At 60.4% G+C, this 24,133-nt stretch carries 22 protein-coding genes; 7 read left to right on the top strand and 15 right to left on the bottom strand.

Features of this window, described 5'->3' with window-relative positions; translation table 11 throughout:
• Nucleotides 1-52: 52 nt before the first annotated feature.
• The 9 genes from Q1B40_RS12315 to rpsF all read right to left on the bottom strand — a co-directional run bounded on the left by Q1B40_RS12315 (nucleotide 53) and on the right by rpsF (nucleotide 9,180).
• Nucleotides 53-781 (bottom strand): SDR family NAD(P)-dependent oxidoreductase, encoded by a 729-nt coding sequence (locus tag Q1B40_RS12315; protein ID WP_299814540.1) that lies wholly within the window; start codon nucleotides 779-781, stop codon nucleotides 53-55.
• Nucleotides 782-843: 62 nt separating this feature from the next.
• Nucleotides 844-2,316, bottom strand: coding sequence for an amidophosphoribosyltransferase (gene purF / locus Q1B40_RS12310; RefSeq protein WP_299814537.1), 1,473 nt, complete (start codon nucleotides 2,314-2,316; stop codon nucleotides 844-846).
• Between the two features lie 182 nt (nucleotides 2,317-2,498).
• On the bottom strand, nucleotides 2,499-3,110 hold the full coding sequence (locus tag Q1B40_RS12305; protein WP_299814535.1) for a CvpA family protein: 612 nt from the start codon (nucleotides 3,108-3,110) through the stop codon (nucleotides 2,499-2,501).
• 73 nt (nucleotides 3,111-3,183) lie between these two features.
• Nucleotides 3,184-4,578, bottom strand: a complete 1,395-nt coding sequence (gene radA / locus Q1B40_RS12300) for a DNA repair protein RadA (protein WP_068410479.1) — start codon at nucleotides 4,576-4,578, stop codon at nucleotides 3,184-3,186.
• Nucleotides 4,579-4,593: 15 nt separating this feature from the next.
• On the bottom strand, nucleotides 4,594-5,724 hold the full coding sequence (gene alr / locus Q1B40_RS12295) for an alanine racemase (RefSeq protein ID WP_299814530.1): 1,131 nt from the start codon (nucleotides 5,722-5,724) through the stop codon (nucleotides 4,594-4,596).
• 181 nt (nucleotides 5,725-5,905) lie between these two features.
• A complete protein-coding gene (locus Q1B40_RS12290) occupies nucleotides 5,906-7,390 on the bottom strand; it encodes a replicative DNA helicase (RefSeq protein WP_299814527.1) in 1,485 nt (494 codons plus the stop codon).
• A 367-nt stretch (nucleotides 7,391-7,757) separates the two neighbouring features.
• Nucleotides 7,758-8,363: a 50S ribosomal protein L9 gene (gene rplI / locus Q1B40_RS12285; protein WP_299814524.1), complete on the bottom strand. Its 606-nt coding sequence runs from the start codon at nucleotides 8,361-8,363 to the stop codon at nucleotides 7,758-7,760.
• Nucleotides 8,364-8,478: 115 nt separating this feature from the next.
• Nucleotides 8,479-8,727 carry a 30S ribosomal protein S18 gene (gene rpsR / locus Q1B40_RS12280; protein WP_068410465.1) on the bottom strand — a complete coding sequence of 83 codons (249 nt, stop codon included), beginning with the start codon at nucleotides 8,725-8,727 and terminating at the stop codon, nucleotides 8,479-8,481.
• Between the two features lie 6 nt (nucleotides 8,728-8,733).
• Nucleotides 8,734-9,180 (bottom strand): 30S ribosomal protein S6, encoded by a 447-nt coding sequence (gene rpsF, locus Q1B40_RS12275; protein ID WP_299814518.1) that lies wholly within the window; start codon nucleotides 9,178-9,180, stop codon nucleotides 8,734-8,736.
• A gap of 585 nt (nucleotides 9,181-9,765) precedes the next feature.
• Here rpsF and fabD point away from each other — a divergent pair.
• The 7 genes from fabD (at nucleotide 9,766) to gmk (ending at nucleotide 16,376) form a co-directional block, all read left to right on the top strand.
• The gene (fabD, locus tag Q1B40_RS12270; RefSeq protein WP_299814515.1) at nucleotides 9,766-10,710 is read left to right on the top strand and encodes an ACP S-malonyltransferase; all 945 of its coding nucleotides are present in this window, start codon (nucleotides 9,766-9,768) and stop codon (nucleotides 10,708-10,710) included.
• 72 nt (nucleotides 10,711-10,782) lie between these two features.
• Nucleotides 10,783-11,520: a 3-oxoacyl-[acyl-carrier-protein] reductase gene (fabG, locus tag Q1B40_RS12265; protein ID WP_299814512.1), complete on the top strand. Its 738-nt coding sequence runs from the start codon at nucleotides 10,783-10,785 to the stop codon at nucleotides 11,518-11,520.
• Nucleotides 11,521-11,780: 260 nt separating this feature from the next.
• Nucleotides 11,781-12,014: an acyl carrier protein gene (locus tag Q1B40_RS12260; protein WP_008194310.1), complete on the top strand. Its 234-nt coding sequence runs from the start codon at nucleotides 11,781-11,783 to the stop codon at nucleotides 12,012-12,014.
• Between the two features lie 85 nt (nucleotides 12,015-12,099).
• Entirely contained in the window at nucleotides 12,100-13,365 is a 1,266-nt protein-coding gene (fabF, locus tag Q1B40_RS12255) for a beta-ketoacyl-ACP synthase II (protein ID WP_299814508.1), read from the top strand.
• Nucleotides 13,366-13,594: 229 nt separating this feature from the next.
• A complete protein-coding gene (gene mltG / locus Q1B40_RS12250) occupies nucleotides 13,595-14,725 on the top strand; it encodes an endolytic transglycosylase MltG (protein ID WP_299814500.1) in 1,131 nt (376 codons plus the stop codon).
• A 59-nt stretch (nucleotides 14,726-14,784) separates the two neighbouring features.
• Nucleotides 14,785-15,678, top strand: coding sequence for a YicC/YloC family endoribonuclease (locus tag Q1B40_RS12245; protein WP_299814497.1), 894 nt, complete (start codon nucleotides 14,785-14,787; stop codon nucleotides 15,676-15,678).
• A 5-nt stretch (nucleotides 15,679-15,683) separates the two neighbouring features.
• A complete protein-coding gene (gene gmk, locus Q1B40_RS12240; protein ID WP_299814494.1) occupies nucleotides 15,684-16,376 on the top strand; it encodes a guanylate kinase in 693 nt (230 codons plus the stop codon).
• A gap of 47 nt (nucleotides 16,377-16,423) precedes the next feature.
• Here the strand turns inward: gmk and rsmA are convergent, their stop codons facing one another.
• The 6 genes from rsmA to lptF all read right to left on the bottom strand — a co-directional run bounded on the left by rsmA (nucleotide 16,424) and on the right by lptF (nucleotide 24,084).
• Entirely contained in the window at nucleotides 16,424-17,275 is an 852-nt protein-coding gene (rsmA, locus tag Q1B40_RS12235) for a 16S rRNA (adenine(1518)-N(6)/adenine(1519)-N(6))-dimethyltransferase RsmA (RefSeq protein ID WP_299814491.1), read from the bottom strand.
• A gap of 1 nt (nucleotide 17,276) precedes the next feature.
• Nucleotides 17,277-18,299, bottom strand: a complete 1,023-nt coding sequence (gene pdxA / locus Q1B40_RS12230) for a 4-hydroxythreonine-4-phosphate dehydrogenase PdxA (protein ID WP_299814488.1) — start codon at nucleotides 18,297-18,299, stop codon at nucleotides 17,277-17,279.
• 5 nt (nucleotides 18,300-18,304) lie between these two features.
• Nucleotides 18,305-19,225: a peptidylprolyl isomerase gene (locus Q1B40_RS12225; RefSeq protein ID WP_299814485.1), complete on the bottom strand. Its 921-nt coding sequence runs from the start codon at nucleotides 19,223-19,225 to the stop codon at nucleotides 18,305-18,307.
• 210 nt (nucleotides 19,226-19,435) lie between these two features.
• A complete protein-coding gene (locus Q1B40_RS12220) occupies nucleotides 19,436-21,754 on the bottom strand; it encodes an LPS-assembly protein LptD (protein WP_299814482.1) in 2,319 nt (772 codons plus the stop codon).
• A gap of 63 nt (nucleotides 21,755-21,817) precedes the next feature.
• On the bottom strand, nucleotides 21,818-22,909 hold the full coding sequence (gene lptG / locus Q1B40_RS12215) for an LPS export ABC transporter permease LptG (RefSeq protein WP_299814479.1): 1,092 nt from the start codon (nucleotides 22,907-22,909) through the stop codon (nucleotides 21,818-21,820).
• The gene (gene lptF, locus Q1B40_RS12210; RefSeq protein WP_299814476.1) at nucleotides 22,909-24,084 is read right to left on the bottom strand and encodes an LPS export ABC transporter permease LptF; all 1,176 of its coding nucleotides are present in this window, start codon (nucleotides 24,082-24,084) and stop codon (nucleotides 22,909-22,911) included. Before lptF ends, lptG begins: the two co-directional genes overlap by 1 nt.
• Nucleotides 24,085-24,133 lie beyond the last annotated feature (49 nt).

The following is a 24,133-nucleotide window of genomic DNA, read 5'->3' as shown; positions in this document are numbered from 1 at the left end:
AGAACTGCCCCTCACGAGCGACTTCGAAAAACCGGAGAAGGGGAGGAGGACCTCAGCGTTGAACCCACTCACGGCTGACCCGGTCGAAGAGCAGGCCCGTTTCCAGAACATCCGGTTTCAAAAGCTTCAGCAGATCTTGCGCGACGACTTCCGGGGTCGGCAGGTTCTCGGGGATCTCACCCGGCATGGCCTTGGCGCGCAGACCGGTGCGGGTCGGGCCGGGGTCGACCAGATTGATCTTCATGGCGGTTTGCCGGCTTTCGTTCGCCCAGGTCCTGGCCATCGCCTCGACTGCTGCCTTGCTGGTGGACTGCAGGCCCCAGAATGCCGTGCAGGTCTGTGCCTGTACGGAGGTCAGGAACAGCGCCCGTCCGGCATCCGACTGACGCAGCAGCGGGTCCAGCGATCGGATCAGCCGCCAGTTCGCGGTCACATTCACCGCCATGACCTTTTCGAAGTCCTTCGGCCCGATATGGCCGAGGGGCGACAGGACGCCCAGCATGCCCGCATTGCCGACGAGGATGTCGAGCTTTTTCCAGCGCTCGAAAATCGCAGCGCCAAGCCGGTCCAGCGCATCGAAATCGGTCAGGTCGACCGGCACCAGCGTCGTCTGGCCCCCGGCGGCTTTGATTTCGTCGTCCAGATCTTCCAGACCACCGACCGTGCGCGCGATGGCAATGACATGGGCTCCGCGCGCACCAAGCTGTTTGGCAAGCTGATAGCCAATACCGCGGGAGGCGCCGGTCACCAGAGCTATCCGGCCTTCAAAGTCTTTTTCCATTGAATGTCTTGATCGATCTGAAGGTGTTGGAGCATTCCGCGTTCAACCGTATGCCGGATGCGCTAGCCGACTTCCACAAGGCGGGGCGGTCTGATGAAGTCCTGTTCCCCTGAAAGGTCTGTCAGCGGCGTTGGGTAGTCCCCGGTGAAGCAGTGATCGGTGAACTGCGGATTGGCGTTGTCGCGCCCCTCGTAGCCCATGGCCTTGTAAATGCCGTCCACGGACAGGAACGCCAGACTGTCGGCACCGATATAGGCGCGCATTTCCTCAAGGCCGTATTTGGCCGCCAGAAGCTTTTCGCGCACCGGGGTGTCGATGCCGTAATAGTCGGAAAACTTGATCGGCGGGCTGGCCAGCCGGAAATGGACCTCGCGGGCTCCGGCATCGCGGATCATCTGAACGATTTTGACGGACGTGGTGCCGCGCACCAGACTGTCGTCGACGAGCACGACGCGCTTGCCTTCGATCTGCGACCGGTTGGCCGAGTGTTTCATCTTCACGCCAAGCGCGCGGATCTGCTGCGTCGGCTCGATGAAGGTGCGGCCGACATAGTGGTTGCGGATAATGCCGAGTTCGAACGGCACGCCGCTTTCCTGGCTGAACCCGATGGCGGCCGGGACGCCGCTGTCGGGCACCGGAACGATGACATCCGCCTCGACCCGGGTTTCCCGGGCAAGCTGCCTGCCCATTTCCCGGCGCACGTCATAGACGCTGCGGCCGCCGACGATGGAGTCGGGCCGCGAGAAATAGATGTATTCGAAGATACACGGCCGGGCGGTCTGCTTGCCGAACGGGAAAAAGGATTCAATCCCGGTCGGCGTGCATACGATGACCTCGCCGTTTTCCACTTCGCGAATGAACTTCGCGCCGATGATATCGAGCGCGCAAGTTTCGGAGGCCAGTATAGGCGCACCGTTGAGATCTCCCAGAACCAGCGGACGGATACCGAGCGGGTCGCGGGCGCCGATCAGCTTCTTGGCTGTCAGCGCCACCAGGGAATAGGCGCCTTCCATCTGGGTGATCGCCTCGATGAAGCGATCGACGATCTTGTCCTTGCGGGAGCGGGCGACGAGCTGGAGAACCACTTCGGAATCCGACGTCGACTGGCAGATCGCTCCGTCGCGGATCAACTGGCGGCGCAGGGTGAGGGCGTTGGTAAAGTTGCCGTTGTGGCACACCGCGATGCCGCCGCCGTCAAGTTCGGCGAACAGCGGCTGGACGTTGCGCAGGATCGTCTCGCCGGTCGTGGAATAGCGCACGTGTCCGATGGCGGCCATGCCGGTCAGGCGCCCCATCGTCTCCGCGTCGGAGAAATGGTCGCCGACAAGCCCGAGATGCCGTTCCGCCCGGAACTGCTCATTGTCGTAGGTGACAATTCCAGCTGCTTCCTGGCCCCTGTGCTGAAGGGCGTGCAGGCCAAGGGCCGTCAGGGCGCTGGCATCCTCGTGACCCAGAATGCCGAACACACCGCACTCTTCGCGCAGCGTGTCGTCATTGATGTCAAACGCTTCATGCAAGTCGGCTTCGCCGTTCATGGCGAACACTCCTTCGTTCCGGCCGGCATCAAAAAGCCTGCCTGGATCAACCGGCGTCCAATCGGAATCGACTGGAGCTCTGAGAGTTGATCGATTTCAAAGTGCCGAAGTAGCCTGTGTTCCACGGATCGCAGGATACTCCGGATCAATTTTTGCATTCCAGGACACGTTGCCTGTCCGCGTCAATTGCTGTCCGTCGTAAGTTGTTCAAGGCCCTGGCGTTCGGAGTCGCTGTAGTTCGGCTCCTCTGCAGGCGTGGATGCATCGCCGCCGGTCAGGTTGTTGTCGCGGATCTTGTCGAGGATCGCCTTTTCCGGATCTTCCGGCAGCACGGCCACCAGACGCTCGCCGATGGACAGCAGGATCGGCCGCGATTTGGCATTCACCACCCAGCCCGGTTGCTGGTCGGGTTGGACGAACCAGTTGAAGAACATCATCGCCACCACAACGAGAAGCAGTCCGCGCACGGCGCCGAACACGAAGCCCAGTGTCCGGTCCAGCGCACCGATGCGGCTGTCCAGCACGAAGTCGGAAATCCGCATGGTGATGTAGCTGACGACAATGAGCGTAACAAGAAAGACGGCAGCTGCGGAGACGCCGATGGCGACCAGGTCATGGGCTATATATTGCTTGGCGTAGGGAAGCACGCGCTCATAGAGCAGAAAGGCCGCTGCCGCCGCCGCAACCCAGGAAACGATGGAGAGCACTTCCCGGACAAATCCGCGGATCATCGCGAGGACCGCCGAAATGAACATGATGACCAAGAGAAGTCCGTCCAGCAGCGTTATCGGCATGGTCCTGAAAAATCCTCTTCTGGCGCTCGATAGCGAGCGGCAACCTTTAGTTGGAACCCGTTTCCATCATGCGTCAACTTTCCTTCAAGGCACCAGCCTCAGCCGAGATTTTGGCGACAAAGTCCCCAAGTTCCGCCAGTCCGGTCGTCTTGAAGGACGCTCCCGCGCTGTCCTTCAGGTTGCCCTCCGGGCAATAGGCCTGATCGAAGCCGAGTTTCTCCGCTTCCTTCAGCCTGGATTGAGCCTGGGCCACCGGCCGGATGGCCCCGGACAGGCTGACTTCGCCGAAATAGACGCAATTGGCCGGAAGGGCAAGTCCGCTGAGTGAAGAGATCAGGGCGGCTGCCACGGCAAGGTCGGCGCCCGGCTCGTTGATCTTGAGCCCGCCGGCGACATTCAGGTAGACATCATGCTGGGAAAAGCGGACGCCGCACCGCGCTTCCAGCACCGCCAGGATCATCGACAGGCGCGCGCTGTCCCAGCCGATCACGGCACGTCGCGGCGTGCCGAGAGAGGATTGCGCGACCAGTGCCTGGATCTCGATCAGCAGCGGGCGCGAGCCTTCCAGGCCGGCAAAAACGGCAGCGCCCGGGGCGCTGGAGTTCCGGTCGCCCAGAAACAGGGCCGACGGGTTCGGAACCTCCACGAGACCCTTGCCCGTCATCTCGAAGACGCCTATTTCATCCGTCGCGCCGAAGCGGTTCTTGACCGAGCGCAGGATGCGGTACTGATGGGCTCCGTCGCCTTCGAAATAAAGCACGGCATCGACCATATGCTCGACCACCCGCGGTCCCGCGATCTGGCCGTCCTTGGTCACATGCCCGACAAGCACCATGGTGGTACCGTTCTTCTTTGCGTAGCGCACCATAGCCTGCGCGGAGGCACGGACCTGGGTGACGGTGCCGGGCGGCGATTCGACCTTGTCGGTCCAGAGCGTCTGGACGGAATCCAGGATCAGCAGGGCAGGTGCCGTGTCCGACTCGAGCGTTGCCAGGATGTCTTCGACGCTGGTTTCCGCCGCCAGCGCGACTGGAGCTTCCGAAAGGCCGAGCCTTTCAGCCCGCAGCCGCACCTGACCGATCGCTTCTTCGCCGGAGATATACACAGTCTTGTGCCCGAGCCTCGCCAACTGGGCGGCAGCCTGGATCAGCAGCGTGGATTTGCCAATGCCCGGATCGCCGCCGACGAGCAGGGCCGATCCGCGAACGAACCCGCCGCCGGTTACCCGGTCAAGCTCGGCCACCTCGGTCCTGATGCGCGCAGCTTCCTTTGCATCGCCGGTCAGTCCCACCAGCGGTATCACCCGTCCCTTGCTGCGCGAGGCCCGTCCGGGTCCGCCGCCGATCCCGCCGCCGGTCTGCTCTTCGACAATACTGTTCCATTCGCCGCAGGATTCGCAGCGTCCGGCCCATTTGGCGGTAACCGCCCCGCAGGTCTGACAAACATAGGACGAGGGCCGCCGGGCCATGAAACGCTGCTCCGATCAAATGAGAGGGGCGTAGACGCGTTCGAAGCGCCGCCCGAGACTTGTCAGGTATTCGTAATCGATGGTTTCCGCATAAGCCGCAAGGTCGGAAGCCGCAACACTCGGCCCCAGCATTTCCACAAGGGCGCCCCTCTTGAGCAACTCTTCGGGAACATCGGTGACATCGAGCGTGATCATGTCCATGGAAATGCACCCGAGGACAGGCGCCCTGTATCCGCCGATCATGGCGAAGCCGCCGGGACGTTCATCCGACGAGCTTGCACGGCGCAGCAGGCCGTCCGCATATCCGGCGGCAACCACGGCGTTCCTGAGGGGGCGTGTGGCCGTCTGGCGGGCTCCGTAGCCGATAGTGTCACCCTCGGGGACGTCGCGCACCAGCATGATGCGCGCCTCGACCCTGGCCACCGGCTTCATGGCATTGGGTTCACTGTCGATTGCCTTGCCGCCGTAAAGCGCGATGCCCGGTCGGACCAGGTCAAAATGATACTCCGGTCCCATCAGGATACCGGCGGAGTTCGCCAGGGATCTCGGGATATGGGGAAAGGGAGCGGTTACCTCCCGGAAGAGGTCGAGCTGCCGGCGGTTCATCGGATGTGCAGGCGTCGATCCGCAGGCCAGATGGCTCATCACAAAAGAGGGAACAAACGGTCCGAGCAGATCCGCATCGCTCATGGCGGCGGAAAACTCGGCCGGTGACAGGCCGAGCCGGTGAATGCCCGTATCGACATGGACTGCGGCGTCCAGATTTTTTCCCGCGCTTTTGCAGATCCCGGCCCATTCGCGAAGCTCGCAAAGCGAACCCAGAACGGGACGGATATCATGCTGGATGAAATGCTCCGCCGATCCGGGAAACAGACCGTCGAGAACATAGATGACGGCATCGGGCAAGGACGTCCGCAAGGCGAAAGCCTCGGCCGGGACCGCAACGAAGAAGGTTCTGCACCCGGCGCCGGAAAGCGCCTGTCCGGCTTGTTCCTGGCCGACCCCGTAGGCATCCGCCTTGATGGCCGCGGCGCATTCGGCTTTACCGCCCAGCTTGCCGTTCAACGCGGTCCAGTTCGCGGCGATGGCCGCCAGATCGATGGTCAGGCGACCGCCATATAAATCGGAGGGAAAAGGGGAGGGCATTGGGGAAGTCACGGTCCGGGTGGTGCTCCAGTCACGCAAGACAGCATTGGAATCGGTGCCGACTTTAACCCATAGACTGCCGTGTCCGCCAATCTTCAAAAAACGCGGGCCGCGGCAATTACGCGCGCGGCCTGATTGTTTGAGGTATCGCGGCGGCGATACGATTTCTGTCAGCAGCAGGCTATTCGTAACGCTCCGGCAGGTGATCGTCCTCTGCAAGGTCGGAGAAGCGGGTGTACTGGCCCTCGAAGTGGAGGTAGGCGGTGCCTGTCGGGCCGTGACGCTGCTTGGCGATGATCACTTCCGCCTTGCCCTTGGCGGCTTCGTGCTTGGCTTCCCAGGCCGCGTATTCCGGCGAACCGATTTCCGGCTCCGTCTTGGAAAGATAATATTCCTCGCGATAAACGAACAGAATCACGTCCGCGTCCTGCTCAATGGAGCCGGATTCACGCAGATCCGACATCATCGGCCGCTTGTCGTCTCGGGATTCCACCTGACGCGAGAGCTGGGAAAGGGCGATGATCGGAACTTGCAGCTCCTTCGCCAGCGCCTTCAGGTTGGTCGTGATTTCCGTGATTTCCTGAACCCGATTGCCGGAATTCTTGGCGGATCCCGAGAGCAGCTGAATATAGTCGACCACCAGCAGGTCGAGCCCGCGCTGGCGCTTCAGCCGCCGGGCCTTCGACACCAGGGCGGCAATCGAGATGCCACCGGTCTGGTCCACATGCAGTGGCACCGTTTGCATGGTCTGGGCGCAGGCCGCAAGTTTTTCGAATTCGGCTTCGGTGATATCGCCGCGCCGGATCTTCGAAGACGAAATTTCCGCCTGTTCGGAAATGATACGAGTGGCGAGCTGTTCGGCCGACATTTCCAGCGAGAAAAAGCCGACCACGCCGCCATTGACAGTCTCAAGGTTGCCGTCGGGCCGTTCTTCCGCCTTGTAGGACTGGGCGATATTATAGGCGATGTTGGTTGCAAGCGAGGTTTTGCCCATGGCGGGGCGGCCTGCGAGAACGATAAGGTCGGAGGACTGCAGCCCGCCCATCAGCCGGTCGAGTTCGCGCAATCCTGTGGAAATGCCAGACAGGGCGCCTTCGCGGTTATAGGCGGCATGCGCCATCTCGATGGTTTCCGACAGAGCGTCGCTGAAGGTGACGAATCCGCCTTCGGTGCGGCCAGTTTCGGCCAGTTCGAAAAGCCTGCGTTCAGCGTCGTCGATCTGCTGGGTCGGCGGCACGTCGATCGGCGCGTCATAGGCGATGTTGACCATGTCCTCGCCGATGCGGATCAGGTTCCGGCGGATGGCAAGATCGTAGATCGTGCGGCCGTAATCCTCGGCATTGATGATCGAGGCAGCATCGCCGGCGAGACGCAGCAGGAACTGGGTCGCGGTCAGGTCGGCGATTTTCGCTGACGCCGGATAGAATGTCTTCAGCGTGACCGGAGACGCGGTCTTGCCGGCCCGGATGAGGTGGGAGATCTTCTCGAAAACATCCTTGTGGGGAGGGACGAAAAAATGGACCGGCTCGAGAAAGTCTGACACCCGGTAGAACGTCTCGTTGTTCACCAGAATCGCACCCAGAAGCTGCCGTTCCGCTTCCGCGTTATGCGGCGCGAGGCGCTGGATGTCTTCCTCAGTTTCAACCTTCTGCAGTTTGCCGTTCATTTCGTCCCCCGGTGGCCCAACTGCACTGGGAATACCCTCAGACGGGAACAGGCTCAAGCGGCAAAAAAAGCTGTTTTTGATTCCCACCGTCTCCGGCAGATCAGCGGGGATAGAATCGAATCCCGCTTGACTCGAAAGCCTGTAGTGGACTCAAGGCCCTAGTGCTTAGTTATTGAAATTACGTATTAATTTAGAATGATAAATAGGCGGTTAAGGATTTGTTAAAGGTTTCAGTGCCTTGCGGGGGAGACTGAAATCGGGGCATGAGCCCGGTTCCGCGAGTGGGCAGAAAAATCGCCGGCAAAACAAAAAAACGGCGCTGCAGGCAGCGCCGTTTGATTTTAGACGGATAAGGGTCCCGAAGGGATTATTCCGGCTTTTCTTCGGCCGCTTCTTCGCTGGCCTCGGCAGCTTCTTCGCCGCCTTCGCCGTCAGCGTCTTCTTCGCTTTCGTCTTCTTCTTCAAATTCGAAGACGTCCATTTCCGGAGTGGTGAGGTCTTCACCGGCGGCCTGACGGACCGCTTCGTCGGAGGAACGGGCAACGTTGACCGTAACGGAGACTTCGACTTCCGGGTGAAGCCGGATCAGAACGCTGTGCAGACCGATCGTCTTGATCGGGGTGCGCAGTTCAACCTGGCTGCGGGTAACGGTGAAGCCGGCTTCGGTGAGGCCATCCGAAATGTCGCGGGTGGACACTGAACCGTAGAGCTGACCGGTTTCACCGGCAGAGCGGATCATGACCAGGATTTCGCCGTCGAGCTTGGCGGAAACGCTTTCTGCTTCGCTCTTGCGCTCGAGGTTACGGGCTTCAAGCTGGGCACGCTCATTCTGGAAACGTTCCAGGTTGGCCTTGTTGGCGCGCAGCGCCTTGCCCTGCGGCAGAAGGAAGTTACGGGCATAACCGTCGCGGACGCGTACGGTGTCGCCCATCTGGCCGAGCCTGGCGATACGCTCAAGAAGGATAACTTGCATTATATTGCTCCTACTGTCCCACCGTTTGCGGTGGTTAGAGGCCATTTGCCCGCGGCCCCAATTCGGGTCTCCCGGGCGGACCCGGGAGAAGGCGTCTCCATAGATAAGGAGAGGCTTAGCTGATCAGGAACGGCAGCAGGCCGAGAAGGCGGGCGCGCTTGATCGCACGGGCCAGCTCACGCTGCTTTCTGGCGGAAACCGCGGTAATCCGGCTCGGAACGATCTTGCCGCGCTCGGAAATGTAGCGCTGAAGCAGACGGATGTCCTTGTAGTCGATCTTCGGTGCGTTGGAACCGGAGAACGGGCAGGTCTTCCGGCGACGGAAGAACGGACGGCGGCTCGGAAGCTGTGCAACATCAACCATGATCAATTACTCCCCTTCTGCACGGCGCGGAGGACGGCTGCCACCCGGGCGGTCGCCCCGGTCGCCGCGATCACCACGGTCACCGCGAGGTCCGTCACCGCGTCCACCGCCACCACGGCGGTCGTCACGGTCACGCTTTTGCATCATTGCGGACGGTTCTTCGTCCAGCTCATCGACGCGGAACGTCATGAAGCGCAGGACGTCTTCGCTCAGGCCCATCTGGCGTTCCATCTCGGCAACCGCTGCATGCGGAGCGTCGAGGTTCATCAGCGTGTAGTGAGCCTTGCGGTTCTTCTTGATGCGGTAGGCGAGGGATCGCAGACCCCAGGTCTCCACTTTACCAACAGTACCGCCGGCGCCTTCAATGAGGCCCTTGTACTGTTCGACGAGTTGTTCGACCTGCTGGGCCGAAACATCCTGGCGCGCCAGGAAAACGTGCTCATAAAGAGGCATGAAACAAGCCTTTCTTCGTGTTGACAACGCAGGGCTGGCGCAGAGCCTCCTCGCAGCTTCGGAAAGGCACGAGAATTCTAACGAGAGCGGGAACACGGGAAGTCGGATCTTTTTCAGGGATCCTGGCAAAATGCCCTTCCGTTCAGCCCCCGGCCATACCCCGGATGAAGCGCGCTCTATACTCGCTTTCGGGAAAATTGCAAGCTCAATCCACCAAAAGATGAGGGAAACGGCACTCCATCCCTTGCTTGTTACTTCGCAGTTGGCGGAAGCAGCGTTTTTGTTCTTCGAACGGCACCTTGCAACAGGCTTTTATCAATCCGTCCCTGCCGGGAACACCCTGTAGAGAAAGAAACCGGAGAATCGGATTTTCGGGTGCGGGCGGAGTTGAAAACGCGTAAACAGGACGCGAAATAGGAATTGATTGAGGGCTGGGCCTTGACAGTTTGGTCAAGAGCGTATCATAGCCTCGCGCCAAGTTTGGCATGTGGCCCCGGGCGGGCCGCTGCATCGCTTTTCAATCAAAGCCGAAGATCTCTTGCTGGATGGCAGGGCTCTCACACGTGTCACGGAGGCGTATTCCAGATGACCATTGCATTCACCTTTCCCGGACAGGGCAGCCAGAGTGTCGGAATGGGCAAGGTCCTTGCCGATACATATCCGGAAGCCAAAGCCGTCTTCGACGAGGTGGACGAGGCCCTGGGGCAGAAGCTCTCCCAGGTCATGTGGGACGGACCGGAAGACGCGCTGACGCTTACGGCGAATGCACAGCCGGCTCTCATGGCTGTCAGTCTAGCCACCATGCGCGTTCTGGAATCCAGAGGCTTCGATCTGGCCACCGGCGCCACCTATGTGGCCGGCCATTCGCTCGGTGAGTATTCCGCGCTGGCGGCCGCAGGAAGCCTGGATGTGGCAACCGCAGCACGCCTGCTGCGTGTGCGCGGTGATGCCATGCAGAACGCGGTGCCCGTCGGCCAGGGGGCAATGGCTGCGCTTCTCGGGCTGGATTTCGACGTGGTCGTCGAAGTCGCCGCGGCCGCTGCCCAAGGCGAGGTCTGCCAGGCGGCAAACGACAATGCGCCCGGTCAGGTTGTCGTCTCCGGACATGTGGCCGCCGTCGAGCGTGCCATAGAGATTGCCAAGGCCAAGGGCGCCCGCCGCGCCCTGCTGCTGCCGGTCAGCGCTCCGTTCCACTGCGCGCTGATGGCGCCGGCAGCCGACAAGATGGCCGAAGCGCTCGCCAGCGCGGAAGTGCGCTCGCCGGTCGTGCCGCTGGTGGCAAATGTCGTCGCCGGGCCGATCACCGCGCCTGACGAAATCCGTGGCCGGCTCGTGGAGCAGGTGACCGGCACCGTGCGCTGGCGGGAAAGCATCACCTGGCTTGCAGAAAACGGTGTCGACACATTTGTCGAAATTGGAACCGGCAAGGTACTGACCGGCATGGTAAAACGCATCCACAAGGAAGCCACCGGCCTCGCCGTCAACACACCTGAAGACATCGATGCCTTGCTGGAAAAGACTTCCGGCTGACGCCTTAATAACAGGCCATCAGAGTTAATGTCCCGCTGCGGGGCGCATTCACGATCAGGGAAGGACCCCCACATGTTCAGCTTGGAAGGGAAAAAAGCTCTCGTTACCGGCGCAACCGGCGGCATCGGCGAAGCCATCGCCCGTGTGCTCCATGCGCAGGGCGCGAGCGTTTCACTGTCCGGCACCCGCGCCGAGAAGCTGGAAGCGCTGGCATCGGATCTGGGCGAACGCGCCTTTGTCACACCTGCTAATCTGTCGGACCGGGAGGCTGTCGGAGGACTTCTTGCAGCAGCCGAGGAGAAAATGGGCTCCGTGGACATCCTGGTCAACAACGCCGGCATTACCCGCGACAACATTTTCATGCGTATGAAGGATGAAGAGTGGGATCAGGTTCTGGAGGTCAATCTGACCTCCGGTTTTCATCTGTGCCGGGCAGCGATCAAGGGCATGATGAAGCGCCGGTCCGGCCGCATCATCGGCGTCACATCCGTTGTCGGCGTGACCGGAAATCCGGGGCAGGCCAACTACGCGGCGGCGAAGGCCGGAATGATCGGCATGTACAAGTCCCTTGCGCGGGAAGTCGCCAGCCGCAACATAACGGTCAACACGATTGCACCGGGTTTCATCGAAACGGCGATGACCGATGCACTGAACGACAAGCAAAAAGAATCGATTTTGGCGAGCGTCCCGGCGGGTCGTCTGGGCACTTCGGAGGAGATTGCTTCGGCCGCACTCTATCTTGCCAGTGACGAAGCGGCCTACATGACCGGGCAGACGCTACACGTCAATGGCGGCATGGCCATGATTTAAAAGGAAGTTTCGCCGAGCAGGCAAAAAGAATCCGGGCAGCTCCCGTGCGGTCTGGACCGGCTGGTAAAGGGCAACAAAGTATGTTACCAACCCGCCGATTGTTACGAATTGCGCAGTCACGTTCGATATTCCGTGTTCGGAATCCGTCCTGCCTGCGCGCAGACATCTTGAAGACAGCGATCGCCTGCCACCGTTTTCCTGGAAACCGGTCAGGGCAAGCTTCGCCAAAGATGAACAGACGAAAACTAAGGAAGTAAAAGATGAGCGATATCGCGGATCGGGTAAAGAAAATCGTCGTTGAACACCTCGGTGTGGATGCGGAAAAGGTCGTGGAAGGCGCAAGCTTTATCGATGACCTGGGCGCAGACAGCCTTGACACCGTTGAACTGGTCATGGCGTTTGAAGAAGAATTCGGCGTGGAAATCCCGGACACCGCAGCAGAAACCATCCTGACTGTTGGCGACGCCGTCAAGTTCCTGGAAGCCAACAAGTAAGGGCGCTGCCCTTCCTGATTTTGAACTGAATCTGGTGCCGGCGGGGCAGGTCCCCGCCAGTCCTTTCCAACGCAAGTGCAGGTTTATGAGGCGAGTTGTCGTAACTGGGGTGGGCATGGTGACGCCGCTTGGTAGTGGTGTTGATGTCACTTGGAAAAAGATCCTCGAAGGCAAAAGCGGGGCAAACAAGGTCACCAATTTCGAAGTCGACGATTTGGCCTGTCAGATCGCCTGCCAGATTCCGCGCGATCCCTCTGCAGAAGGGGCTTTCAATCCGGATGACTGGATGGAAGTCAAGGAGCAGCGCAAGGTCGATGACTTCATCATCTACGCCATGGCTGCAGCCGATCAGGCAATAGCTGATTCCGGCTACAAGGCAGAAACCTACGAGCAGCAGGTGCGTTCCGGCGTCCTGATCGGTTCGGGCATCGGCGGACTGCAGGGCATTGAGCAAGGTGCCAACATGCTGGCCGAAAAAGGCCCGCGTCGCCTCAGCCCGTTTTTCATTCCCGGACGTCTCATCAATCTGGCTGGCGGCTATGTTTCCATCCGCCACAGCCTCAAGGGACCGAACCACGCCGTTGTGACCGCGTGTTCGACCGGGGCCCACGCCATCGGCGATGCCTCCCGCCTGATCGCCTTCGGCGACGCGGATGTCATGGTGGCCGGTGGAACCGAATCGCCCGTCTGCCGTCTGGCTCTCGCCGGATTTGCCGCGTGCAGGGCCCTGTCCACCGGTTTCAACGACAGCCCGGAAAAGGGATCCCGGCCCTATGACAAGGCCCGCGACGGCTTCGTGATGGGCGAGGGCGCCGGCGTTGTGGTTCTGGAAGAATATGAACATGCCGTGCGCCGCGGCGCGACCATCTACGCCGAGGTCATTGGCTATGGTCTCTCCGGCGATGCTTATCACATCACCGCTCCGTCCTCCGATGGCGACGGCGCCTACCGTTGCATGGAAGCGGCCCTGAAGCGCGCGGAAGTCACCCCGGCCGACATCGACTATGTCAATGCGCACGGAACATCGACGCCGTTGGGCGACGAGATCGAACTGGGCGCCGTGACCCGGCTTGCGGGCGAACATGCCTCCGGCCTCACCATGTCGTCGACTAAATCCTCCATCGGCCATCTGCTGGGTGCGGCAGGGGCCGTTGAAGCAATTTTCTCGGTTCTGGCTATCCGCGACGGCATGGCGCCGCCGACCATCAATCTCGACAATCCATCGGTCGAGACCGAAATCGATCTGGTGCCGCACAAGCCCAAAAAGATGGACATCAATGTCGCCTTGTCGAATTCTTTCGGCTTCGGCGGCACAAATGCCTCGCTTGTCTTCCGTAAAGTTGCCGCATAACCCGTTCAAATTCTCTCGGCCCGCATCTATTCTCATGGTGCGGGCCGAGTCGTTGATCGTGACCATTGGTCAGTAAGGGCATTCTTTGATCGCCAAAGTGCGGGCAAGATGCTCTAACGATTTAAATTCGATCGACTGTTCCGCTTTCATATGGGCCCATGTGAAAGAAGGTTTGGTGTAGAGCCTGAATCAGGGATCTGGGGGCTCAGTTTTGGAGGTGCGACCAGATATGCGCATTAAGCCGAAAAGCCCGCGTGAAGCCTTGCAGCCGGAACCGGCTCCGGGACCGCCGCAACGCTCCCGTCACGTCCGCAATCCGCTCGTCATTCTGGTCAACATGATCATCTCGCTTGCCGTGATCGGGCTCGCCACGCTTGGCGGCGTGCTTTATTTCGGCAAGGAGAAGTTCGAGGAAGCCGGTCCGCTTCAGGAGGACGCCACGGTGGTGATTTCCTCCGGAGCCGGTCTTTCCGGCATCACCGACCGGCTGTCCAGCCAGGGGGTGATCGAGGACAGTCTGATCGATGAATGGATCTTCAATCTCGGCATCCGCTTCTACAAGAACGCTACGAAGCTGAAGGCCGGGGAATACGCCTTCGCGCCCGGCGTTTCGATGCAGGAGATCATGACCGATCTGGTGGAAGGCAATGCCGTCACTCACTCCGTCACCGTCCCGGAAGGCTGGACCACGGCGCAGATCATAGAGCGGGTCCGCGCGCATCCGGTTCTGTCGGGAGAAATTACGGAGATCCCCCGCGAAGGCGACCTGTTGCCGGAGACCTACACATTCGCGCGCGGAACGACACGTCAGGAAGTTCTGGAACAGATGAAGGCGGCCCAGGAAAAGCTGTTGGCGGAAATCTGGGAGCGCCGCTCCGAGGATCTGCCGGTGACCTCGCCGGAAGAACTGGTGATCCTGGCGTCGATCGTTGAAAAGGAAACCGCTCTGGCCGACGAGCGGCCACGCGTCGCCGGTGTTTTTGTCAACCGTCTGAACAGAAACATGCGCCTGCAGTCGGATCCGACGATCCTCTACGGTCTTTATGGCAGCGAAGCCTGGCTCAAGGACCGCTCCGCGATCAAGCAGTCGGAATTGAAGGCGGACAACAAATACAACACCTACCAGATCGACGGGCTGCCGCCCGGACCGATCGGCAACCCCGGCCGCGCGGCCATGGAAGCCGTGGCCAATCCGTCACGCACCAAGGATCTGTATTTCGTCGCGGACGGCACCGGCGGGCATGTTTTCGCCGAAACCTATGAGCAGCATCAGGAAAACGTCCGCAAGTGGCGGCAGATCGAACGGGATCTGCGTGAGGCTGAACAGAACGCGCAAACACAGCCGGCGACGTCCAACTGATCGAACATTCGACAGGGAAGGCGGAAGATCGCTCGCACAATGTCCGCAAGGGGGGGCTCATGGCACTGGCCAGCATGACGGGATTTGCGCGCGCGCTGGGGGAAACAGGTCCGGTTCGCTGGACCTGGGAACTCAGATCGGTCAACGGCAAATCCCTCGACCTGCGCATTCGCATTCCCGCCGGACTGGAAACGCTAGAGCCGAAGATCCGCGAACGTTGCGGCAAGCTTCTCAGGCGCGGCAATGTCACCATCGGTCTTGCCATGCAGCGCGACCAGTCCGAACAGCAGCTTCAGGTGAATGAAAAAGCGCTTGAAGCGGTTCTTTCCACGATTGACCTTCTGAAAGACCGCGTACCGGATCTCGCGCCGCCCTCCCTCGACGGCATCCTGTCACAGAGAGGCGTGTTCGAGCTCAAAGAACCGGAAGAGGACCCGGAGGCCCAGGCCGCCCTGCACAACGCGCTGCTGACCACTCTGGACGCTGCCCTGATCGATCTGGTCGACATGCGCCATACTGAAGGCCAGGCGATCAGCGGTATCGTCCGCAAGCAGATCGACACCATCGCCGAACTGACACAGGCAGCCGAGAACCTGCCGGCCCGCACCACGGAGGCGATCAAGGCCCGGTTGCGGAAGCTGGTTCTCGATCTTATGGACGCCTCGGACGGTCAGCTCGACCCGCAACGTCTTCACCAGGAAGCGGTGATCCTGGCGACGAAGGCGGATATCCGCGAAGAGCTCGACAGGCTGCATGCCCATGTCGCCGCCGTCCGCGAACTGATGGACGCCGGTGGAGCGATCGGCCGGCGCCTCGATTTTCTGGCGCAGGAATTCAACCGCGAGGCCAATACCTTGTGTTCCAAATCCAACGATGTCGAATTGACCGCGATCGGGTTGGACCTGAAGGCGGTGATCGATCAAATGCGTGAGCAGATACAGAACCTGGAGTAGACCATATGAGCGAGTCGCGCACTGGAACGACCGTCAGCGCGGATCAGGCCGAACAGCAGCGCAGGGGGCTGATGCTGGTTCTGTCGTCTCCTTCGGGGGCGGGAAAGTCCACCATCGCACGCCTGCTTCTGGAAAAGGAAGACAATCTGGAATTGTCGATTTCCGTCACAAGCCGGCCACGCCGCTCCAGCGAAGTCGATGGTGTGCATTACCATTTTCTGGATGCCGGGCGGTTCGAGCAGATGCGCGATCACGGCGAATTGCTGGAATGGGCGGAAGTCCACGGCAACTACTATGCAACGCCCCGAGCTCCCGTGGAAAACGCCATCGAGAACGGCCGGGACATCCTCTTCGACATCGATATCCAGGGTACGTTCCAGCTCTGCGAGAAAATGCGGTCCGACGTGGTGTCGATCTTCATCCTGCCGCCGTCGATTGCCGAAATGAAATCCCGTCTGCACCGGCGCGCGGAAGACACCGAGGAAGTCATCGCCAAGCGCATGAAAACCGCGGTCGAAGAAATGTCCCATTGGGGTGAGTACGACTATGTGGTCGTCAATGACGATCTGGAGCGTGCTTTTGAGAATGTCCGCTCGATCCTGAGGGCGGAGCGCCTCAAGCAGTTCCGCTCCCCGAAAATCGGCCCGCTGATTCAGGGCATGGTCGAGGATCTGCAGAAGGAACTGGGCGAAGAGTGAAGTCATGCGGACCTTGATGCGCAGGGTCCGAATGAATGAGACGCGCTTTAAACCGCTCCGGCTGCCCTGAAGACATTGGCGAGGTTCACAAACCCGGCAATGTCGATTTCCTCCGCCCGCGCCGTCGGCTCGATGCCTGCCTTTACGATCAGGGCCTCCGCTTCCGGCGAGAGCGCCTTGAGGCTCGACCGCAGCATCTTTCGGCGCTGGCCGAACGCGGCGGCGGTGAGCCTTTCCAGAGCGCTCAGCTCGCAGGGCAGGGGCGCAGTATCGGGCGTCAGGTGCACCACTGCGGAGGTGACCTTTGGCGGCGGGGTGAAGGCCTTGGGACTGATGTCGAACAGGATGCCGCCCTTGCAGCGCCATCCGGCCAGAACGCCGAGGCGCCCGTAAGCCTTTGAGCCCGGTGGCGCGACGATCCGCTCGCCGACTTCCTTTTGAAACATCAAGGTCAGCGACGACCAGAAGGGCGGCCAATCCGCTGTGGTGATCCAGTTGAGAAGCAGCTGCGTGCCGACATTATAGGGCAGGTTTGCGGCGATGCGGACCTTGCCGCCACCAGTGAGGGCAACGGGATCGAGTTTCAGGGCGTCGCCTTCGATGACCTCAAGCCGGCCCGGATAGTGCGCCGAAATCTCCGCAAGAGCGGGCAGGCACCGGCTGTCCTTTTCAATCGCCACGACTTTCCTGGCGCCGGATGCGAGCAGGGCCCGCGTTAGGCCTCCCGGCCCCGGTCCGATTTCCAGGACGGTGCAGTCCTCCAGGCTTCCCGCCGAGCGGGCGATGCGCGAGGTCAGGTTCAGATCGAGCAGGAAGTTCTGGCCGAGCGATTTCTTCGCATCAAGGCCGTGGGTCGCGATCACGTCGCGCAACGGGGGCAGATCGTCTATCTGGGCCAATTTACACCTGGTCGGGATTGGCAAGAGCATCCGCGAGACGCACAGCCGCCGAAAAGCTGTCGATGCGGGCCGTGCCGGTGCCCGCCAGCCCGTAAGCGGTGCCGTGATCCGGGGAGGTGCGCACGAAGGGCAGCCCGAGGGTGACATTCACGCCCTCGTCGAAGCCGATTGTCTTGGCCGGGATAAGCACCTGATCATGGTACATGCCAAGCACGCAGTCGTAGGCTTTGCGAGCCGGTGGATGAAACAGGGTATCGGCGGAATGCGGGCCGGTTGCCGCTATGCCTGCCGCCTGGAGCCGCGCCACGGCCGGTGCGATGACATCGCGGTCTTCCGTGCCGATACTGCCGTCTTCCCCCGCATGCGGATTGAGGCCGCAGATCGCCAGCCGGGGATTGGTGAATCCGAAACGGGTACGAAGATCCTGCGCGGTGATTTCGGCGGTCTGGACGATGAGGTCTTCCGTCAGCGTGGCGGGCACATCCTTGATCGGAATATGGATTGTAACCGGCACCACCATCAATTCCGGACCGGCAATCATCATGACCGGCTGCGCCGGAGCATCGGGCCAGTGTCTGGCGGCAAGCGCACCCAGAAATTCCGTATGCCCGGGATATGAAAACCCGGTTCTGTAGAGCGCGGCCTTGTTGATCGGGTTCGTCACCAGACCTGAGGCCAGTCCGCTGCTGATGTCTTCGACACAGCCTTCTATGGAAGCGATGACCGAGGAGGCGGTTTCGCTCTGTTCCTCGCCGGGCCGGTCCACCAGGGCAGGGCCTGTCTGGACGACCGGCAGGCATTTTGAAAACCGTGCGCCGGCCTGATCCGGCGTCAGGCTTTCCATGCGGATATTCAGACCGAGCGCTTGCGCCCTGCTGGCGAGAAGAGCCTCATCCCCGCGCACGTAAAAAGGCGGCAGGTGGAGAGACTTGCGATTTGCCCAGGCCAGAAGAACCAGATCGGGCCCGATGCCCGCAGGTTCGCCCAAGCTGATGGCGATCGGTTTTTTTGCGGGGCGGCCCATATCGTTCAGCGATAGATGATGGTCGCGCGGCGGCGGATTTCCATCAGGTAACGGCGGGACTGGCTTGCGCCTTCCTTCGCGCGCAACTCATTTTCAAGCTCCGTGCGCACGGCGATATCCGACGCGATTTCCCGCTTGCCGCATAAAGCGATCATTTCATAGCCGACAGGCGTGGTGTTCGGCGTTGTCAGATTGCCGATTTCCAGCTTCTCGATTTCCGTACGCAGCTTCTCCGGCAGTTCCGTCTCAAGCCGGCGGCCGATGGGCTGGACCACCACTTCGCTGTATTTACCCAGGACGGGACCAGCTCCTTCGCAGCCGTTGAAGGCAGCACGGATCTGGTTGCTTTCCTGTTTGCGCTTGGACTTGAAGCCGCCGGAGGCATTCTTCGGAACGACGACGATCACGCGCTTTAGATCGTATTCGATCGACTTTTGCCGGTCTTCCTCATCGGTCTTCTTGAGCGCTGCGATAATGTCGGATTCGTCAACTTCGATATTGCCGCTGAACCGGCGGCTCAGGATCTGGTTCCACGCGATCTGCGCTTTCAGGCGATCCTTGAGCGTATCCGGTTTTACGCCGCCACTGCTCAGCGCCTTGGAAAGCTGGGAAGGGGACATTTTCACGTTGCGGGCGATGTTGTTGAACGCGTTGTCGACTTCGGACTGGCTGACTTCGACACCGACCCGCGCAGCCTCGGCCAGCTTGACCTGATCGTCGATCAGTTCCTGTTCCGCTTCCCGCTTGGCAATCGAGGCCGATTTGCGCTGCGTCAGCGTGATCAGCCGTGAACGCTGGGAGATGTCATAGTCAGTGATGGGAATATCATTGACGATGACCTTGATCGCAGCTGTTGCAGATCCTGAAAACGGGACCGCCAGAACCAGCGCGAGGCTGAAGAAAACCGGGACGAAACGAAGTCGCATTACCTAACCATCCGTGCTGGCCTGCGGCCAAACCGAAGTTTGAACATGACGCGGTTTTAAAGGAATCGCCCCACGTTCTGATGTGTCTATGATCAGTTGTGTCGCATATTGCGGTCACAAATTCAAAGGTTCCGCGCATCATGCCTTATTTCATGGCGGTATGATGTCTTTGCGGAAATGCCCGCTATGCTCTGCTGCTGTTTCAGCAACCTAGTTCAGAGCGCCGCTCGAAACCTGGGTATTGCCGATGGTCCTGAGGCCTATGCGGAAATACAGCGTGCGGTCGACCTCGTCGCCGTCGTTGCGGCTGCGGTCCTCGGCATAGGAGACGGACAGGGAGAAGCCTTCATCGTCATAGCCGACCCCGAAGCCGTCCTGAACGATGTCGTTGTTTTCCAGATCGTAACGCATCGATCCGAAGACCCGCCAGTTTTCTTGCAGCCGCAGGCTCGCCGCGCCCAGAAGCTCTTCGCGGGGATCGTCGATGCCGACATCCGGCTGAGCATTCAGGAAGGCGTAGGCGAGGGTGGAAACCACCGGACCGTAGATGCCGGTTGCCTGCGCCTGCAGACGGTTGATCGAGAAATCGTCCTTGTCCAGCCGCGCCTGCGCGCCCAGTTTCACGCCGTATTGCGTGTCCAGATAGAGGCTGCCGACATAGTCGGACAGCGTGGTCGCAAGGCCTGAATCCTCGGTCGCTCCCAGAATGTCCGGCACCGCGTAAGAGTTTTCCCCGGCCAGCTGGTAGGACCGGCCGAACAGGCCGCTGATGTAATAGCCGCTGTCCAGCTGAAGCTTGTAGTTCAGTCCGACATTCAGGCGCGTGCCGCCTTCGGCGCGGTCAAAGCCGGAAAACTTGTCATAGTCGAACAGGGTCGTTGTGTCGAAGACGATACTCTGGGCGTCGTCGTTCGGCAGTTCTCCGATGCGCTGCTCGTTCGGACGGGCAACGATCTGCGCGATCGGCTCGAGGATCTGGTTGCCGCCGTTGAACGTGGCGATGAAGGGATAGCGGTATTCCAGACCAATGGCCGGCATGGCCCGGCCGACAAAACTCTCCCCGGTCAGCGCGGTCACGTCGGAATCGGGCGAGGCCAGGAAAAACAGGTCGCCGCGCATATAGGCGAAGGGGGTGAAGGACTGGCCGAGCGGATCGACAAAGGTCCGGCGCCAGTTCCCCTTGAGAGACAGACGGGAAAACGTTCCGTCGACACCGCGGAATTTGGCCGTTGTACCGCCGTCGATGGAAAAGGCATCCGTTTCGTCGCGCGTGAGCGACGTGAAGTTCGCGGTCAGCGCGAGTTCGCCCGCCAGGATAGGATCGGCGAAAACATAGTCATAATCGATCACAGGAAGGACAAGCGGCTGTTTGTCCTGCAGGGAACTGCCGACCGGAGAAAATCCGTTCGCATCGAATTCACTGTCGGTATAGTCCTCCTGGGAAATCTGGAACGCATAGGCGCGCACGGTCAGCGCATTGCGGTCCGTCTTTCCTTCCAGATAGATTTCCGAGGTTTCGCCGTTGTCGCCGAAACTGGTGAAGGAATAGTCCTTGAAAAACGCACGGTCGCTCTTGTAGGTGAGGTTCCAGCCGAGGGTCCAGTCCTTCGAGAGGCTTAAAGACGCCTTGGAATTGACGGCACCGCGCCAGCGCTCATCTGCCCTGGAGGTCGAAAACTCCCCGGGACGTGCCTGGAAAAGCCCTGCGGCGGAAACGCTGACCTCACCCGCAGAGAACCTTTGACGGTACTCCACGTCGCCGAACAGCCCTTGCGTGGTCAGGGGCGTGAGTGTGGTCGTCAAATCGTAATACGGGTCGAGCGCCCAATAGTAGGGAACGGTCACGCCATAGCCTAGCTTGTCCGACACGATCCCGCTCGGCATGAGGAAACCGGATTTTCTCTTGATCGTCGGATCCGGCATCGACAGGTAGGGCATATAGGCGATCGGCTGACCGTAGACCTCGAAGGCGGCGTTCTCGAACCGGATGATCTTTTCCTGCTGATTGTGGATGATCTTCTCGGCCCTGACGCGCCACAGTGGTGGCTTGTCCGGCGGTGTGGTCGGCTTGGTATAGACCGTGTAGACGCCGTTCTCGATGGTCGTGACGTTATCGCCCTCGCGCCGCGCCTGTTCGGCCAGGAACCGCGTGCGCTTGGTCGTGTCGATTTGCAGGGCTCTCGCAAAGCCTTCCGAAAAATCCTCCGACAGGGTCAACTCTTCGGTGCGCACGACATTGCCGCCGGCTTCGATGAAGATGACGTTGCCCATCGCCTTGAGCTGCTCGCTCTTGCGGTCGAAGACAATCTGGTGCGCCTGCACGGTATTGCCGTCGTAATAGACCTGGACATCTCCGGTCGCGACGATCAGGTCACGGTCGAAGTCATAGGTGATCTCGCTGGATTCCAGAAGCAGATTGGCGTCCGGGTCGATATCCGCGGAAATTCCGCTCGTCAGGTCCTGGGCATACGCCGGGGACGTGATGGCGTGACAAAGGGTTGCTGCAATGGCGAAAGCGCTCGCCGCCATCAGCTGCCTGCCCCTTACGGACCAAATCTCTGTGTTCAGGAAAAACGGAAAAGACATAGATCCTTACCCGTCTTCCTGATGCAAGAGAATCGTCAACCCCATCAGTACTCCAAATATTCCAGGCGCCCACGCAGCCACTGTCGGAGGCACTATACCCGCCCCTCCGAAGTCCTTGGCAAGCTCGGTTAGAACGTAAAGCACGAACCCGGAAAGGATTCCACCCAGAATCATGCTTCCCAATCCGCCAAACCTCGAAACTTTAAGGGAAACTGCCGCTGCGATCAAAATCATGGCCACCAAAAGAAGGGGCCGTGCCAGCAGCGTCTGATACTGCAGATTGTACCGGTAAGCGGGTAACCCTGCGTTTCTGGCCAATTCGATGAAGCGCGGCAATTTCCAGAAGGAAATCGATTCGGGGGAACCGATGCTCTCCCGGACCTCTGTCGCGGTCAGAAATGTGCTGACCTCATAGCGTCCATAAGTCTGGGGATCTTGCTCGGTCGTGTAGACGATCGCGTTGTCCAGGTACCAGATCTCGTCTCCCAGGCGGGCCTCCTCGGATTCGATCCGCTCCCGGAAGGTTCCATCCTTGTCGAAGGTGAAGATGGTCACGCCGATCAGTCGGGTCCCGCCCTCCAGAAGCTTCTTGGCCAGCAGAACCGATTCCCCGTCGAGCCCGTCCTGGCGCACCCACACGTCGTTGGAGGTCTGCATCAGGAAGCTCTCTTCCGCTCCGAACAGGCCGGTGGCGACTTCGTCCGATTTCTGCTGAAACCAGACGGCTACCGGATTGTAGACCGTGACGGAAAGCACGCCGAGCACGATGCCGACGATGATCGCCGGCATGGAGAACTGCCAGACCGAAATACCGGAGGCCCGGGTGACCACCAGTTCCAGGCCGCGGCTCAACGTCACGAAGGCCGCGATGGCGCCGAACAGCACTGTAAACGGGATCACCTGTTCCAGAAGCAACGGCACACGCAGGGCGGAAATCAGTGCCACCCGCAGGACAGTGAAGCCTTCGCGGTCGCCGCCGCGCCGTACCAGTTCCAGAACGTCGAACAGGTAGATCAATACCGCGGCGAACAGCAGCAGGCCGAGGATCGCCTTCAGGAAACGACCTGAAAAATAGACCGACAGGGTGCCTCCGAGCATTATGCCAGGCCTCCCTTCAGACGGTCGGTCACGGCTTCGATCCGCTCATGCACGGCCAGTTGAAGAGAGGTCAGCCATTTGGGATCGGAGCTGCGCTGTCCGCGGAAGATGGAAATGAGCGCGAGTGTCGATCCGGCGGCGGGCACAACGTAAAGCAGACCCAGGAGCGCGGTGGAGCCACCCGAAATCGCCGTAACGCCGAAACCTGCCGTTCTCAGAAGCACGCAGGCGCAAATCGCTCCGACGACCGCCAGACCCCGGCCGTGACGCGTCGTGCGGGCCTTCCCGAGAAAGGCGAAGACAATCAGGCCGAAGGCAATGCAGTAGAGCGGCTGGCTGAAGCGTTCATGCAGCTCCGCCGTCAGTTTTCCGGAATTCTTGAGGGCATAGGCGTCGTCACCAGGTGGCGACATCAGGTTGCTCGTTGTCCGTTCGCTCGCCTTGTAGACCGGCTCGCCGGCTTCTGGAATGAGGTTGGAAAGGTCGAAGGCGTAGGACTGGAAGCGGACGATGGAGATGTCGCCCTGTTTCTTGGGGCGGCGCTGGATGGTGCCGTTTTGCATCACCAGAAGCGTCCTGTCGGCCGCTTCGACGATCAGACCCGTATCGGCTTGATAGGTGAACGCGGTTTCCTCGTCACGTGTGTCGTGCAGCAGCAGGCCGTCCAGAGTGCCCTTGCCCGACCGGTTGCGGATATGAAAAGTCAGACCGTTCTCGACGGTTATGAAGCGGCCCGGCTTGACGATATTGGCGACGAGGTCCGCCCGCACCCGCGTGATTTCCGTTCTGAGCTGGGCAAGGCCCATCGGTGCGAAATATAGCGACATGCTGGCTGTCAGCATCATGACAACCGTTGAAAACAGCAGCACGGGTTTGAGCACCAGAAAGCGCGAGCCGCCGCTGGCATCGATCACGATGAGCTCGCTGTCGCCGGACAGGGCGTTCAGCACCAGGATGAGGGCGATCATCAATGCGAAGGGGGCAACAATCACGATCAGAAAGGGCAGGGCCAGAATCGTGATGCCGATGAACTGAACGATGGTCTGGCCTTTCGACGTGACCAGATCAAGCTGACGCAGGGCCTGAGTTGCCCATACGACACCCGTCATCGCGGCAATCGTAAGCGTGAAGGCGTAGGCAGTCCGGCGGACGATGTACCGTTCGAGCGTTTTCATAAAGATGCCGGACCATGTCCCTTGTAACCATGACGATAATTCAGCTCAT

It is taken from the genome of uncultured Roseibium sp. (assembly GCF_947496995.1).
Lineage (GTDB): Bacteria > Pseudomonadota > Alphaproteobacteria > Rhizobiales > Stappiaceae > Roseibium.
The sequence above is the reverse complement of the archived record's forward strand: the minus strand, read 5'-3'. Positions and strand labels throughout refer to the sequence as shown.